At 42.3% G+C, this 16,042-nt stretch carries 11 protein-coding genes and 1 tRNA gene; 7 read left to right on the top strand and 5 right to left on the bottom strand.

Annotated elements, in window-relative coordinates; genetic code table 11:
• Positions 1-3: 3 nt before the first annotated feature.
• Positions 4-894 carry a bestrophin family protein gene (locus F0364_RS20015; protein ID WP_153799574.1) on the bottom strand — a complete coding sequence of 297 codons (891 nt, stop codon included), beginning with the start codon at positions 892-894 and terminating at the stop codon, positions 4-6.
• A 133-nt stretch (positions 895-1,027) separates the two neighbouring features.
• Here F0364_RS20015 and F0364_RS20010 point away from each other — a divergent pair, with 133 nt between their 5' ends.
• Positions 1,028-1,699, top strand: coding sequence for a TetR/AcrR family transcriptional regulator (locus tag F0364_RS20010; protein ID WP_153799573.1), 672 nt, complete (start codon positions 1,028-1,030; stop codon positions 1,697-1,699).
• Between the two features lie 356 nt (positions 1,700-2,055).
• Positions 2,056-2,523, top strand: a complete 468-nt coding sequence (locus F0364_RS20005) for a hypothetical protein (protein ID WP_153799572.1) — start codon at positions 2,056-2,058, stop codon at positions 2,521-2,523.
• 81 nt (positions 2,524-2,604) lie between these two features.
• Here the strand turns inward: F0364_RS20005 and rpsA are convergent, their stop codons facing one another.
• Positions 2,605-4,605 carry a 30S ribosomal protein S1 gene (gene rpsA / locus F0364_RS20000; RefSeq protein ID WP_153799571.1) on the bottom strand — a complete coding sequence of 667 codons (2,001 nt, stop codon included), beginning with the start codon at positions 4,603-4,605 and terminating at the stop codon, positions 2,605-2,607.
• Positions 4,606-4,934: 329 nt separating this feature from the next.
• On the opposite strand from rpsA, the gene F0364_RS19995 reads away from it, so the two are divergent.
• From F0364_RS19995 to F0364_RS19985, 3 genes are all read left to right on the top strand, one after another.
• A tRNA-His gene (locus tag F0364_RS19995) sits at positions 4,935-5,008 on the top strand.
• Positions 5,009-5,065: 57 nt separating this feature from the next.
• A complete protein-coding gene (locus tag F0364_RS19990) occupies positions 5,066-5,668 on the top strand; it encodes a DUF445 domain-containing protein (RefSeq protein ID WP_153799570.1) in 603 nt (200 codons plus the stop codon).
• Between the two features lie 382 nt (positions 5,669-6,050).
• The gene (locus F0364_RS19985) at positions 6,051-8,711 is read left to right on the top strand and encodes a TonB-dependent receptor (RefSeq protein WP_207632788.1); all 2,661 of its coding nucleotides are present in this window, start codon (positions 6,051-6,053) and stop codon (positions 8,709-8,711) included.
• A gap of 229 nt (positions 8,712-8,940) precedes the next feature.
• On the opposite strand, the gene F0364_RS19980 is transcribed toward F0364_RS19985, so the two are convergent.
• Together F0364_RS19980 and F0364_RS19975 are read right to left on the bottom strand one after the other, a co-directional pair.
• Positions 8,941-10,845, bottom strand: a complete 1,905-nt coding sequence (locus F0364_RS19980; protein ID WP_207632787.1) for a DUF3857 domain-containing protein — start codon at positions 10,843-10,845, stop codon at positions 8,941-8,943.
• On the bottom strand, positions 10,832-12,877 hold the full coding sequence (locus F0364_RS19975) for a DUF3858 domain-containing protein (protein ID WP_207632786.1): 2,046 nt from the start codon (positions 12,875-12,877) through the stop codon (positions 10,832-10,834). The genes F0364_RS19980 and F0364_RS19975 overlap by 14 nt, the downstream gene beginning before the upstream one ends.
• A gap of 98 nt (positions 12,878-12,975) precedes the next feature.
• On the opposite strand from F0364_RS19975, the gene queG reads away from it, so the two are divergent.
• The gene (gene queG / locus F0364_RS19970) at positions 12,976-13,905 is read left to right on the top strand and encodes a tRNA epoxyqueuosine(34) reductase QueG (protein ID WP_153799566.1); all 930 of its coding nucleotides are present in this window, start codon (positions 12,976-12,978) and stop codon (positions 13,903-13,905) included.
• A gap of 217 nt (positions 13,906-14,122) precedes the next feature.
• Entirely contained in the window at positions 14,123-15,118 is a 996-nt protein-coding gene (locus F0364_RS19965; protein WP_153799565.1) for a hypothetical protein, read from the top strand.
• Between the two features lie 7 nt (positions 15,119-15,125).
• Here the strand turns inward: F0364_RS19965 and F0364_RS19960 are convergent, their stop codons facing one another.
• Positions 15,126-15,623 (bottom strand): anthrone oxygenase family protein, encoded by a 498-nt coding sequence (locus tag F0364_RS19960; protein ID WP_153799564.1) that lies wholly within the window; start codon positions 15,621-15,623, stop codon positions 15,126-15,128.
• Positions 15,624-16,042: the final 419 nt, after the last annotated feature.

Genomic DNA, 16,042 nt, shown 5'->3' with positions numbered 1-16,042 from the left:
TAATTAAAGTATATAGAAAGTGTCTGAAGAAGCAGGCGGCGGTACATTGGTTTCTCCCAGCAATTGCTTGATGTTAATTTCTATGGTGGTGGCTATAGCTGTTACCGAAGTGTCGCTGGGGCGGTTCCTGAAAGGATCCTGCAGGTGATAAGCCGTTTTTTCAAGAAGGAAAAATACGCTTGAGATGGCTACCAGCAAAGGCACTTCGAAGATAGCCTTTACATCTTGCAGGGAAATAGAAAGCAGGATAACAAAAAGGTAAATGGTAAAGTGTAAAAATAAACGGTAAGTAACCGGAAATACCGTAGAATTAATCCTTTCCGCTTTGCCCATTGAGTCACAAAGGCGTACCAGCGTATTGTCTATCTGTATGTGGCTGTACCTGTCTGTGGCTCCGCTTTCTTTAAGCTGTTTAAGTTCCAATGCTGTTAACTGCAAAAGCGCAAGAGGTTTGTTTAAATGCCCGGAAATCATTTCTTTATCGGTATTGCTGATGAACCTTTCAAGGTTATCAAGCGGGTTAAGGCCGCGTAACGACTGCCCTAACGAATAACACCAGGCAATCTGGCGATAGGCCATCACTTTAACCTGGCTGGCAGGCGCATTTATTAACGTCTGCAACTGTAATACAAAACTTCTTGAATCGTTAACAATGGCACCCCACACTTTTCTTGCCTCCCACCATCTGTCGTAAGACTGGCTAATCTTAAAGGAAAGTAAAACAGAAATGGCGGTACCCAGAAATACCGGGATACTTAACGGCATCTCTGGCAGCATGTTGGCAAAAGTAGATGTAACGTATTGAACCACTAAACCCACTACCGTTACATAAACCAGGTTGCGCCTGATTTTTTTTAAAATGTAATTGAAGGGAATTTTTTTGTCCAACAGCATGGCAGCAGACTTTTCATCAAAATTATACTAAATACTATCTCATGTGATAGTAAAGCTATCTTTTTTATATGTTAAATTTCTACGATTGATTTATTTACTATACTATTTTTAATTTTGATAAAACTTTTCAGGAATGGAGTATAAGGTAACCTTCCAGGTAAATGAATCGGTGTATTTGAGAAACCCGGAGACATCCGAAATAGGCAAAAACCTTATAAAGCAAAGCATTGATTTGGTTTATGAGTTGGGGTTTGAGCATTTTACTTTCAAAAAGCTGGCAACCCAGGCCGGAACTACCGAAGCGACCGTTTACCGTTACTTTGAAAATAAACACCGCCTGTTGTTATACATTATTAGCTGGTACTGGTTTTACATAGATTTTTTGCTTGATTATAACCTGCAGAATATTACAAACCCAGGTAAAAAGCTGGAAGCTGTTATTGATTTGCTTACCCACGAACTACCGGAGGGCAGCGGCGGACTGGACTATAACAAAAAGTACCTTAACAGCATTGTGATAGCGGAGAGCAGCAAAGTGTACTTAATAAAGGAAGTTACAGAGATAAACCAACACCAGGTTTTTAAACCTTACAAAGACCTTTGCGCTAAAATAGCCAGCATCATTTCTGAGTATAACCCGGCTTACCCGTTTCCCAAGTCATTAAGCAGTACCATTATTGAAACATCTCACCACCAGCAATATTTTTCTGAATTCCTGCCCCGTTTAACAGATGCAGACCAAGCCGGTAAGGACGAGTTTACAAGCCGCTTTATAAGTAGCCTGGTTTTCAAAGTATTGGGCTGATGGCTGGCGCTGCCTTGTTCCTGCTGCGGATTACAAAGCATGCAATGCTTTGTAATGACCGAAATGGTACATGTTTGCACCCACCGCTATCCGGGTCTGAAAAGCTGCCCAATGAACCGAACGATGAAGTGCTTGCGACGCAACGATGCTGCTATAAAAAACCGAACGCTGGTATCCGCATTTACCCGCTGTTAATCTGCCAATAATGTACATGCGGCATTGCTGCGCAAAAAATTATGATTTGGCAGCAAAATTTGCTGGGTTGGTAACAACTGTTAACGCTTTGCCCGTTTTATAACAAATAATCATTAATCCCAAATGCCCAGGCTGTGTCTTAAAACAAAAAAGGAGCAGTTATGAAAAAGTTTATTTTACTCGCCGCGATTGTATCAGGAGTTATGTTTACCGGCAACGCAAAGGCCCAGGTTAACGTGAATATTAACATAGGCGCACAGCCTGTATGGGGACCTGTTGGGTATGACCATGTTGATTATTACTACTTACCCGATATTGATGTTTATTACAATGTGCCGCAAAAGCAATACGTGTACTTTGATAACGGCAGGTGGATGTTTGCATCAGCGCTTCCTTACCGCTACAGAAACTATGATATCTACCGTGGTTACAAAGTGGTGATTAACGAACCCAGGCCTTACCTGCACAACAATGTGTACCGTGTTAAATACAAAAACTACAAAAACAATTTTGGCAGGCAGGTTATTATTCGTGACAGTAAAGAGGTAAAATACAAAGTAGCGAAAGGATATAAAAAGCAAGGGAAAAAAGAAAACAAGGGCCGTGGGCACGACCGTGGTAAAAGGTAAGGATAAACCACTTGTATGTGGATAGTTAAGGGCAAAAAAAAGCCACCGGTTACCGGTGGCTTTTTACATATAAGGCATTGCTTATTTCTGTTCCTTGTTCTCTTCTTCTTTCTGCAATTTTTCCTTTATTTCAGCAAGAGCGCCCAAATCACCCAAAGTTGCTTTTTCAACTTTGCTCTGGATGTTTTTAACCGCTTTTCTTGCTTTATCCTGCTCAGACCTGGCTTCTTTCTTCGCTGCTTCTTTCTCTTCTATTTTAGCCTGTTCCCAAACACGTGCATGGCTCAGAAGAATGCGTTTTTCATTGCGGTCGAACTCAATAACCATAAACTGGTTGGTTTCATCAGCCGAAATGGTTTTGCCGTCTTCTTTACCCAGGTGACGTGCAGGGGCAAAGCCTTCCAGGCCGTAGGGCAACTGAACAACAGCGCCTTTATCATCCCTGCGTACTACAGTGCCTTCGTGGATAGAACCTGTAGCAAAGGTATCTTCCAGTGCATTCCAGGGGTCTTCTTCCAGTTGTTTGTGGCCAAGCTGCAGCTTGCGGTTGTCTTTATCAATACCCAGGATGATCACGTCAATGTGCTCACCAACCTTGGTATATTCAGAAGGATGGTTAAAGCGTTTCAACCAGCTAAGGTCGCTGATGTGAATCATGCCGCCAATGCCCGGCTCAAGCTCAACAAACACACCGTAAGGGGTAATGTTTTTAACAAGGCCCTTGTGCTTGCTGCCTTCAGGGAATTTGGTTTCGATGGTGCTCCATGGGTCTTCTGTCAATTGTTTGATAGAAAGGCTCATTTTGCGTGCATCTTTATCCAGTGTAACCACTTTAGCTTCATGCTCATCGTTCAGTTTAAAGAACTCTTTGGCATTGATTGGCGTGTTAGCCCAGGTAATTTCACTTACGTGAACAAGGCCTTCTACGCCCGGCTGAATTTCAAGAAATGCGCCGTAGTCTTCAATGTTAACCACTTTACCTTTAACGGTAGCGCCTTCGTGTATCCACTCAGGCAGCACATCCCATGGGTGCGGTGTTAATTGTTTTAAACCAAGGCTTATACGGCGTTTGTCGTCGTCGAAGTCCAGAACAACCACCTGTAATTTCTGGTCCAGTTTCAGCACCTCGCTTGGGTGAGAAATGCGGCCCCATGAAATATCGGTGATGTACAGCAGGCCGTCCAGGCCACCCAGGTCCATAAAAGCACCAAAGTCTGTAATGTTCTTCACAGTACCTTCCAGCACCTGGCCTTTCTCCAGTTTGCTGATGATTTCGGCACGCTGTGCTTCTATATCGCTTTCTATAAGCGCTTTGTGAGATACCACGGCATTCTTAATGGTTTCGTTGATCTTAACCACTTTAAATTCCATTGTTTTGCCCACAAACTGGTCGTAGTCTGTAACAGGTTTAACGTCAATCTGAGAACCTGGCAGAAAGGTTTCCATACCAAATACATCAACGATAAGACCACCTTTGGTTTTGCTGGTAACGGTACCGGTAACCACTTCGCCGGTTTTATGCACTTCCACAATCCTTTCCCAGGCACGGTAAATGCGGGCAGATTTGCGGCTAAGGTGCAGGTGGCCCTGGCGGTCTTCTTTTTCAACCACCATTACTTCCACATCATCACCAATTTTCAGGCTGGCTAAATCACGAAATTCGTTCAGGGAAATAAGGCCATCACTTTTAAAGCCAATGTTTATAACGGCATCTGTTTTGGTAAGGGCTACCACACCGCCTCTAACAATTTCACCATCTTCAATACTAACAAAAGTGTTTTCGTACACTTTATCGTATTTGGCTTTTTCTTCTGCAGCGTAGTGGGATACGTTGCGTTTGTCAATGCTCCAGTCAAAGTCGTCGTGTGCGGCAATGGTTTCTGCCACTGGCTCGGCGGCTTTAACTTCAGTGGCCGCAGGGGTTGTTTCGGCTACTGCTTCTGCTACCGGTTCAGCGGCGGCAGATTGTTCTTCAACAGGTTCATTTGTTGTCGCTGTAGTTGCTTCAGCGGCTGTATTTTCAGCTACCGGCGCAGACTCCTGTTGCTCAGCGTTTTGATTAACAATATTGTTTTCGCTCATGATAAAAATCCCGTGGTTTTATACGGGGCTGCAAAATTATGCTTAATTACTGAAAAAATGGCATTTTTTGGCCACCAGCTACAGTTTTTCATGGAGTCGCCTGTTGTGTCACTTATACGCCTTGTAATTCTACGCAGCATTGTTCATCATGCATCATAAGCACAGGCATGTTTACGTGCCGGTGTTATTTTTCCCGGCCTGCTTTTGTTAGGCCAGCCTTGTGTTTACAGGTTTCAAAGCCTACTAACCTGTGTATCACCAAACATCCTTTCAGAAAGTTTTGCCTGATATTTGAATTTACCTATTTTTGCAGCCCGCAATTAAAAATGGAGGTAGTAGCTCAGCTGGTTAGAGCGTCGGATTGTGGTTCCGAAGGTCGTGGGTTCGAACCCCATTTATCTCCCCGGCAAACCTTGTAAGCTTAACCGTTTACAAGGTTTTTCTTTTAAAACACCATTCTATGAACATTTGGTTATTGTCTATTCCCATCATTTCCGCTTTTATCGGTTGGTTTACCAACTGGATTGCCATAAAAATGTTGTTTCACCCAAGGGAACCCAAAAAAATACTCGGCTTTACCATACAGGGTATTTTCCCCAAACGCCAGCACATTTTTGCCGAAAAGCTGGGAAAGCTGGTAAGCCAGGAACTTTTATCTTTCTCTGACATTGAACAAAAAATAACTAACCCCGAAAACATTGAAAAATTAATGCCGCTGGTAGAGCGGCACATTGATCATTTTCTTCGTGTAAAGCTTGCAGAAACAATGCCTGTAATCAGTATGTTTATCGGCGATAAGACGATTAATCAATTAAAAGAAATCTTTATTGCCGAACTAAAACTGCTTTTCCCCGAATTAATGAAAAACTACATGCAACAACTTGAGCACGACCTTGACCTTGAGAAAATTGTTATCTCCAAAGTAGCTTCTTTTTCTTCCGGCAAGCTGGAAGACATTCTTAACCAGATCATGTCAAAAGAATTCCGTTTCGTGGAAATTCTTGGCGGTGTACTTGGTTTTATCATAGGAATTGTGCAGGTTTTGATAACGCTGATTGCCTAATAATTTAGATTGGCAGCCGAATAAATAAAATTACACTTCAAACCTTTGTTTCCTTTGCAATGTTTAGTTACCAGAACCGCCACAGCGGGTCATGGTCTTATGGCTGAACCTTTGTTGCAAAAGCGGTTAAGGCCGGTTGTTATACAATGGTAAAATTCACCGTAATGCCCCGGGACATGGGGGTAACCTGCCCAATAATGATATGCAGTACAAGTGAGTGACACAACGAAGTTTAATACATGTTCCGAACGCTAAGTACCAAATGCTTTTTATTTGCCGCAGGCAAAGCTATAACCTGCACAACCAGTTAATGCTGGCAAGAATTGCTGAACAATTTTCATTAAACTTATAAATGCCTTACCCTTTTACTAAACAATTCTTTATGAAACTCATTTGTACACTTGTTTTAATTGCCGCATCGTTTAACATGCTTTATGCACAGGCGCCGCAAGGCAGAAGGCCCGGCGGCAGGCAAAACATGAACATAGGCCACTTTTATGGTAAAGTTGTTGACGGCAAAACCAATAAAGGAATTGATGGGGTGAGTGTTGTTTTGGTAGGCAACCGATTTGACACCGCTACCAAAAAGATGAAAGAAAGTATTCTCGCAACCGTTATAAGCCAGCCTAACGGTGATTTTAGTATAGAGAACCTGCCGGTATTTGGCAAGTTTAGGCTTAAGGCTTCTGCCATTGGATATACTGACCTTGACCAACAGGTTTCTTTTGACCTGAAAATGCCACAGGAAGGCGGCGGACAAGGTGACGGCGGCGACCGTATGCAACAAATGATGGGCGCCATTGATAAAGATTTGGGCAATTTAAAACTGGTACAGAATGACGCCACTTTAGCCAATGTAACAGTTACAGCTACCAAGCCTTTTTTTGAAATGGGTGTTGACCGCAAAATTTTTAACGTTGACAAAAACATTGTAAGCAGTGGGCAAACGGGCGCCGAACTGATGAAACAGATACCTTCTTTAAACGTTGATATTGACGGTAATGTAACGTTGCGTAACGCTGCCCCTACCCTGTTTGTGGATGGCCGGCCAACCACACTTACATTAGACCAGATACCCGCGGACATAATTGAGAAAGTAGAATTGATTACTAACCCTTCCGCCAAATACGATGCATCTGGCGGTAATGCGGGCATACTAAACATTATCCTGAAAAAAAATAAAAAGGTGGGTTACAACGGGGGCATAAGAGCAGGCATAGACAGCCGCGCCAGGATAAATACCGGCCTTGACCTTAATGTACGCCAAAACAAATTGAACTTTTTTGCCAGCGCGAATTTTAACCAGCGCAAATCGAAATCCTGGGGTTATACAGACAGGAATAATTTTTCTAACCCCGCCAGCAATGTTTACCAGGACAGCAAGGGTGAAAACGATGGCTATTTTGGATTTTTAAGGGGCGGCTTTGATTACTTTATGGACAACAGGAATACCATTTCTGTTTCCGCCAATTACAACCGCGGAAAGTTTGACAGCGAGGAAGACCAAATTATTGACTCCACCGTTGACAACAGCCTGCTTACCAACAGCCGGAGGAATACCTTTAGCAAAAGGAATTTCAAAAACTTTGGATCGCAATTAAGCTACAAGCACAATTTTGCTAAAACAGGCCACGATTTAAGCGCTGATGTTAACTATAACTCCAGCAACAACGATAATGAGGGCACTTACACTACCAACTTTTTTAACGAATCTAACTCTTCCAAATACCCCTCGCTGATACAAAAAGTAGATGGCAGCGGGTACAATAAATTTCTAACCATACAGGGTGATTATGAAAACCCGCTTACTGAAAACTCAAAGTTGGAGGCTGGTGTAAGAACCGCCATACGCGATTTTCAAAGCGATAATAACCAGTACACATTCGACCACGCCACGCAAACCTACGTACTGTCGGGCTCTTTAAGCAACCGTTACAAGTTTAAAGACCAGGTGTACGCCGCTTATGCCACTTACAGCCTTAAAACCAAAAAATGGAGCTACCAGTTAGGTTTACGGGCAGAAAGCTCCAGCTACGATGGCACTTTGCTGGGCAAGGATTCTGCGTTTAAAGTAGATTTTCCTTTAAGCCTTTTCCCCAGTGCGTTTATTACCTACAAGATAGATGATAAGCAGGATTTCCAGGCCAACTACTCACGTCGCATTAACAGGCCCAATTTCTTTCAGTTATTGCCGTTTATTGACAACTCAGACCCGCTTAACTTAAGCATTGGCAACCCTGGGTTAAAGCCTGAGTTCACCAATTCATTCGAGTTAAATTACAATAACGCCTATACCAAAGGCGCCAACTTCCTGGCTTCGCTTTTCTTTAAACACAGTACCGATCTTATTACCAATTACATTTATAAGGCCGGCAACCCGGATACAAGCATCGTTAAGGCAGACAGTGTTTTCTTCAGCACCTATGTAAATGCCAGCAGCAGCATGAGCTACGGGCTTGAACTAACCAACAGGATTACCGTTTACAAAATTTGGGATATGACCATGAACGTAAACATTTTCAACTCCAAAATAAATGGTGATAATATTACAGGCAACCTAAGCCAGCAGCGGTGGAGCTGGTTTGTAAAAATGAATAACAACGTTAAACTCGGCAAAGGCTTTTCTGTTCAGCTATCAGCAGATTACCAGGCCAAAACAGTATTGCCGCAGTCAGGTGGCGGCGGCGGGCGTCGTGGCGGTGGTGGCGGAGGCGGTGGCGGCTTTTTCGGTGGCCCCGTATCTTCTGCCCAGGGTTATGTTTTTCCGCGGTATAGTTTTGATATAGCCATTCGCAAAGACTTTACCTGGAAGGGTGGCAACACAGCATCCATCATCCTCAGCATGAACGACTTTACCCGTGCGCAGGTATATAAAACTTATTCGGAGTCAGAGTTTTTCAACCAGGTTTCCCAGCGCAGGCGTGACCCACAGGTGGCAAGGCTTATCTTCAATTACCGCTTCGGAAAATTTGATGCCAACCTGTTTAAACGCAAAAATACCCGGGCAGACCAGAGTGGGGGGTCAGATATGATGGGGCAATAGGATCAGGGGCTTTCGGCTATTTTGCCATGGTAGGCTTCAGTTCCGGCTTTCCACTGCAACTCCGCCGCAAAAGCCATCGCACTGAGGCTTCAGCGGGGTTTCCGTTTCAATCCGGCAGCCATTCAGCTTCACCAATACTGACCTGGCATTGCATCATGCTCCGGTTGATTTGAGATAACCACGGTTTTACATTCGAAGTAATAACAGGAAAGGAAAAAGGAAGGATAAATTATCCTTCCTTTTTTACGAAAACTATTCTTGCACGGTCGGCTTTGTAGATGTCGTTGTAGAATTTTACAAAATCGGGATAATCTTTCGCTGGATATCTTGCAGGGTTTCTTTCATAAAATCTTACCAGTTCTATAAGATTATCTTTAATTACATAACTGATGCTATATCGCCCAAATTGGTTATCAATGATTACATTTTTAGGCACCGCTTCTGGTACGTAGCCGTCGGGAATTTTAATTTGAATAGTGTCTATATCTTTAAAAGCCTCCCTATACACAATATCGTATTGGCGAGGTTTATCTGTTGATATTTTTGCACCCGAGAGATTGAAGATGTTTGGTTGTATAAACAAACGTTTTCCTGTAATGCTTGCATAACCACTGGCAGTAATTAACAGGTATTCATTTACGGTAGGCAATATCGCCTTAATCTCGGTGTACTCACTTTTTTCAACCTGGTAAGTAGGTAAGTCAAACAGGCTATTCAAATATTCATCTCTCATTTTTTTTGATGTTGCATAAATAAGAGCATGAGGTATTTGTTGCTGAATTCCTGTATAGGTGGTGTTTAGCTCCGCGCTTAAATCACCTTTATCATTTATAGTTGCTATTGTTTTTCTTATCTGTAAATTATCTTTAGAGGCATATCTCGGCGTAGAAACAACATGACCGCCGTTCTCATCAATTAAAATAGCCTTTCTGTTTCCGGTTGAACTTCCCATAAACCCGGCCGATCTAGTCGGATCAGTACACTCAAGCCAAATGGTGTCTTTTCCTAACGGAACACAAGCAACAACATGATTAAACTGATTACTAGGGAAGTCTTCGACAAGCGGGGCCTTATCATTTCCAGAATTTATTTCAACATACTTAGCCTTGATCCCCACTTCCTTTAAGAGAGAAATTGTATAATTTGAGAGCGCTTTACAATCACCATATTTTTTTTCCGCTACATATTTAGCGTCAAAAGGTTGCCATCCCCCAATTCCGAGTTGTATACTTATATACCGAGTATTATCCTGCATAAATTTGTAAAGAACAGCTATTTTCTCACTAATAGATTTTAGATTATCTGTTAACTCATGAGCTTTTCTTTTGATATCTTCCGGTAAAACATCTCTCCCATTTATCAATTGATACATGTATTGACCATAACTCTTCCAAGTAGTCATATCTCCTTTATAACCTTGCGCCTCAAATTCGGATGGTGCAACCATTACGTATGGCACAAGCTCTCTCCAATAAGGAGAAAAGATTTCATTTTTTTTTGCAGGTACATTTTTAATTTCCCAGGTGTAAATTTTCTTGTCACCTTTTTCCGTTATTACAGGAGGCGGCGCCCCATTGTATAACTTATACCTAACCAAATAGTTTTGCGGAGCAACTATAATATATTTACTATATTCCACAGAAAGACCAGGAGCTGATAGAGGTTGCCAATCCGACAAATCAAGGATTCCATTAATTTCATCCTCTTCCTCGTATTCCACAGTGTAAGGAAAAGTTCTACTATAAAATTCATTTTTTTTTGCCCTATCATCATTTGCGAGACTGAATCCATCGGAAACGCTAACATCTTGCATATCTTTTGTCTTTATACGCTTTACTTCTTTTCCGAACTCGTTGTATAAAATACCGGATATATAATTTATTGAAGTGAATTGGTCATAGTAACTTTTATAAATCCCATAACCTATCCCTTCTTCATTTAGAATTGTATATACATGACGTTCTTTAAGACTGGCCCTGCCTGGAGATTTTATTTCATATATTTTTTCATCATAGCGTTTAACTGCATGCGCATTCACAATTAAAGAATCTGATATTAGGTCAGCAGAAAACTTTTGTGCGGATAATTCCGATAATAACACTATTACGATTAGTAAACAACTAATTTTTTGCATTGCCATCATTTTTCTTAAACACAATCTGTTCGGCTTCTTTGCTTACTACATAAGCATAAAAATCACGTAGTGTCTGGTAATCTTCCGGTTCAAAAAGTGCTTTCTTTATTTGCAGCCTGCACCTTAACTGAATCCTGTTTCCGGCTGCGCCAATCAGGTACTCAAACATCCCGTCATCTTCATTCAACTTCACCCGGGCAGATTTTGGTAATTCCTCCACCTTGTATCCCTCTGGAATCTCCATGTTAAACACATAAGTTTCGTCTGTACAATATGGCATTTCTACCGGGTAGTACCTTTCCGCACTTTTAAAGGGATTATCCTTTTGCGCTTCACCAAACAACGGGTTAAAGTAAACAACGTCCTCATCGTTAAAGTCAAACTTCATTTCATAGCGTAATGCTGTGGGCATTTCCAGAACTTTGATAGAGTCAGCGCTGGCATTAGAAAGTTCTACTTCCATATTATACTGCTTCTTCAATTCTTTCAGGTAGTCATCCCCATTACCTATTCCGCCATTTTCCCTCAGTTTCAGTGAAGCAAAATAACCGAGATTACTTGCAAAACTTCCCTGCAATTTTTTATTCCCGTCAGCAGAAATGAAAACAGTGGTGAGCTTTTTTTCAACCAGCGAATCTGCCGACAAGTCAACCAATATGGGGTAAGACGGGTCTATTACCCGTGCCGTTCCGTTATACACCTTCAGAGGCAATTTACCAAAACCCAATTTTGGGTTCGATGCATCCAGCATGTAATAGCTGTCATCTACTTTAACCCGGCAAATGGTATAATTAAACTTATCAAACAGAGGAAATGATTCGCTGGCTTTACCATTGGCCCTTGTACTTAACATAGCAGGAAAAGCTTCAAAACCTTGTGTTTTAAATGCCGCAACTAACAGCAGGTTAAGATCTGCTACAGTTCCACTCTTGTCCTGGTGAACTTTTTTCAAAGTGCTGCTTAAATACTTCCCGTTATTGGTTTTACAGGTAAAATTGTCCCTTATATAAGCATATATTTTTTGCGCCTTTTCAAGATTGTTGGTGGTACCCGCTGTAGCTTTCTCCAAATCATCATCCAGCCAGTTATTACCATGGGTAAGTGGTTCGCCAAAATATTCCGCTTTCATCATGCGTTCGCATGCCTGGTACCAGTTACCCATTACATCCTTGGTATAAGTATCAGAATATTTAATACGCCTCAACTGAAAGCCTACTCTTTGCACATAGTTATCAAGTGATGTTATATAGCTTTCTTCCTTAAGCGCAGGCACATCTTTCATGGCCCATTTAGCGGTAACCGTATTGGATTGTATGTTTAAAGTCCGGCTACTTCCACTGGCTGAAGTACTGGGGTCCAGTATATTGTAAGACTCCCTGGAGGTGGAAACAGTATCTATTTCAAAAGGGAGATAGTTTTGTTTATCCAGCACATAGTCAAATAATTGGGGAATGGTAACCGTATACTCACTCCACAAATGGGGTATGTTGCTTTGAAATTCCCAGGGCTGCAGGTTCTCGTAGTACGGTGAAACTATTTTGTACTTGTATTCAATGATAGAACCTTCCTTTAGATTTGGAAAAGTAAATTTCTTAATCATGTGGTTCTTGTCATACTTATCCTTAAAAATACTTTCCTTATCCAGTTTTGTAGCTACCACCTGTCCATTTTCAATGTTGTATGTAACAGCTTCAAGTCCTTCCAGTTTTTCTTCATAACTGTAATTCTGAATATACAATAACACCTCAATAGTTGCCAGGTCAAAAGCGTTCTTGTTAATCAGGTGGATTCTTTTATGCCTTTTGAAAATCAGGGAGAAATCGCCTTTGGTATTCCCTTCAAATTCCGTACTGCCAATATCAGCCAATACCACTGCATTGGCGCTGCTGTCAATACTATAAACTTTGTTGGAAAAATCCTCCGGCTTCACGTCGCCGAACTTAATTTTGGCGGTGGATTTGTCTTTTCCCGCATATACGGCGGTGGATACGGACAAAATAAAAACACACAGGCACAAGGCTGAACGTTTCATATTGTACATTAAATGTTGAGTTTTTTAAAGAATTTAGAAACGCAATATTAAAATATTTCCCGGCCAACCACCTGAATTACAGCTTAAATTTTCCTTATTTGACCATAGAACAACATACAGATATTGTAAAAAACCTGGCCATCCAATGTGGTTTCAGTTTTTGTGGCATTGCCCGGGCAGTTAAACTGGATGATGATGCCCGCCGCCTGGAAAACTGGCTTTCGGCAGGCAGGCATGGCAGCATGGCCTACATGGAAAACCACTTTGACATGCGCATTGACCCTACCCTGCTGGTGCCCGGCGCCAAATCGGTTATTACTGTACTGAAAAACTATTACCCCTCCCAGGCGCAACAACCTGGTACACCACAGGTTTCCAAATATGCGTACGGTGCAGACTACCATAACGTTATACGCGAACAGCTCAATAGTTTCCTGCAATTGCTCAATAATAAAATCGGCGAAATTAATGGCCGGGGCTTCGTTGATTCTGCTCCGGTTTTGGAGCGCTCCTGGGCGCAAAAAAGTGGCCTGGGCTGGCTGGGCCGCAACGGAAACCTGATTACCCGGCAGCAGGGCTCGTTCTTTTTCATCGCCACGCTGATTGTTGATATACCATTGCAACCTGATGCGCCGTTCGCTAAAGACTTCTGCGGCTCTTGCACACGGTGCATTGATGCCTGCCCCACAGAAGCTATTTTGCCAGACAAAGTGATTGACGGCAGCAAATGCATCTCTTACTTTACCATTGAGTTAAAAGATATGCTGATACCTTCTGAAATGGAAGGTAAATTCAGTAACTGGATGTTTGGATGCGATACCTGCCAGGATGTGTGCCCCTGGAACCGCTTCAGCCAGCCCCATAACGAACCCCACTTTGCACCCATCCCGGAAATACTGAACTTATCTACCCGCCAGTGGGAAGAAATGACCGAGGAGTCCTTTCGTACCATTTTCAAAAACTCCGCGCTTAAGCGTACAAAATTTAAAGGCATACAGAGAAACCTGAAGTTTTTGCAGCAGCAGTAGTAGCCTTTTTTGTTTCTAACCGCTTTGTGTCTTGATTTTCACTTTGCAGATAATTGAGAATCAATGTCGTTTAATTAAGAATACCAGCCTGAGTTCCGAAACTTTGGATTACAGAAAGCATTGGCACATACCGGCACCCCTGCCACAAAACACTTGTCGGTTTTGTTCTATTCCACCCCTTTACGCCTGGTTAACTTGCAGCCGAAATTAGAAAGCAATGAAACGTGAAATCACCATCGCCGCTGCCATGATAAGCATTTACACAGCAGCAGCTAACCTGCACTTTAATAACCCCAAAATGCCCGCTGTTGAGTATGCGGATAGTTTACTGCCGCAAAACATATATGCCTTACACATCTTCCAGGATAACCCTTTAAGCCTGCGGCCGGATGCAAGGTTAACAGAATATGAAATTTCCACAGGTTTATTTACTGACTATGCGGAAAAACAGCGGCTCATTATGTTGCCAAAAAATGTTCCGCTGGCTATACCAGGTGGCGGTGTACCTGAGTTTCCGGAAGGCACTATGCTGGTAAAAACTTTTTACTATTTTATTGACTGTCGGGATACATCCAAAGGCAGGCAACTGGTAGAAACAAGGGTGCTGCTAAAAGGTAAATATGGATGGCAAACAGGCACCTACAACTGGAGCGGCAACCAGGAGACGGCAACCCTTACAACCAAAGCTGTAAATAAACCACTGAGCTTTACTGATGAAAATGGTATTATAAAAAAAATAGAATACCATATCCCATCCGGTAACGAATGTAACAACTGTCATACACAGGGTGGCGAAATAAGTCCGCTTGGCTTTAAACCCGGCAATCTTAACATGAATGTAGTAAGAAGTAATAGCCTTATTAACCAGCTATTATACCTGCAGCAACAAGGCATTATCAACAGTTTTAACCCCGGCATCTTTACCGCATTACCCTCAGGCACAGATACAACGGCCGTGTTGTACCAAAGGGTGCGGGCCTACCTGGATGTTAATTGCGCCCACTGCCACAATGATAATGGCTTTTGCGCAAAATCACGTTTTAGGTTTGCATTTGAAGAAGGCGACGGGCATAATAAGAATGCAAGAAAGCTAATAGCAAAAGCGGCTAACGCTATCAAAAAAGGCAGGATGCCTGCATTGGGCACAACCGTTATTGACGAAAAAGGCCTTGCACTATTAAAAAGCTATTTAAAAAGTATTGATGGTAAATAGTAATACTTTACCTGTATTTAAAACAGGCAACTGCTGTTAAAATAAAGGTTGCTACCGAGGCGATTGTTCTGATAAAATGATAATTGTTCCAGGGAATTTCGAAAGCTTTACGCTGCGTTGCCGCATGCTCTGTAGTAAGTGTGCTTATATCTAACTTATCAAGCGCCTCATTCAGTGGTACGTTACCGCCGGCGGTAATACCAAAAACAAAAATGCCATATACCGCAAGCGATAAAAAAAGTAAAATAATGGCGCCGGTATTGGCATTGCTTTTAAATGCCAGCCATACATTTACAGGCAGCAGAATAAGTGCGCCCATAAAACTCGTAAAAAACCAAGGGTTAAGAATGGCCCTGTTAATAGATTGCATGGCCCTTAAATATTCCGCATCAGGCAAATTGCCCAGGCCAATATTAACAGAGCAACTGTATGCGTAAAACAAGCCGGCAACAAGCCCGGAGAGAATTACATTCGATAACAAGGTTACGTTATAAAATACCTGCATAACTACATTTTTTCGGCTCTTTTATTTCAGAACCCAAATGTATTTTGGCAACCCAGTATTAAATAGAACAAACCCGACACACGGGCAGGCAAGAAGCCGCTGGTTATGTGCAATCTTGTAGGTAGGTTTCCCCGTTAAAAAAAACTAATGTCAGGTTGAGCTTGTGAAACCGTTTTATGGCCCTCGCTTTTCAAGGATCCGCCGTCGACGGGCTCAGGCTGACATCCTTAACTAAACGACATTGCTTAACCATTGAGGATTTTAATACCAGCATTCGGTTTTTCATAGCATCGTCCCTTGCGTCGTAAACCGACGAAGGAGGTTCGCCAGCACCAAAATATATTAACAATGCTGCCCGGCAATCCTTTCATCGTCCGGTTCATTGGGCGGCTTTTCAGACCCATATAGCCCTTAGCTAT

This window comes from Foetidibacter luteolus (genome assembly GCF_009650435.1).
Classification (GTDB): domain Bacteria; phylum Bacteroidota; class Bacteroidia; order Chitinophagales; family Chitinophagaceae; genus Foetidibacter; species Foetidibacter luteolus.
Note: the sequence above shows the minus strand (reverse complement) of the source record. Positions and strands in the feature narration are given on the sequence as shown.